Annotated in this window: 1 protein-coding gene; it reads left to right on the top strand. The window is 46.5% G+C overall.

Annotated features, from left to right (window positions below; translation table 11 throughout):
- Positions 1-24: 24 nt before the first annotated feature.
- On the top strand, positions 25-241 hold a 217-nt coding region (locus L975_RS17105; protein ID WP_047709423.1), incomplete at its 3' end, for a transposase.

The following is a 241-nucleotide window of genomic DNA, read 5'->3' as shown; positions in this document are numbered from 1 at the left end:
AAACTAACGCAAAGAGAGGTGCCTATGAGCGGTAAACGTTACCCTGAAGAATTCAGAATCGAAGCAGTTAAACAGGTCGTTGATCGAGGCCATGCTGTCGCAGATGTTGCAAAACGGCTCGATATCACAACGCATAGTCTCTACGCTTGGATAAAGAAGTACGGTCCTGACAAGCAACAGCATAATGATTTGGCAGATGCTCAGGCAGAGATTAAGCGGTTGCAAAAAGAGCTGAAGCGAG

The sequence above is a fragment of the Plesiomonas sp. ZOR0011 genome (genome assembly GCF_000800945.1).
GTDB lineage: Bacteria > Pseudomonadota > Gammaproteobacteria > Enterobacterales > CAMTGL01 > Plesiomonas > Plesiomonas shigelloides.
Note: the sequence above shows the minus strand (reverse complement) of the source record. Positions and strands in the feature narration are given on the sequence as shown.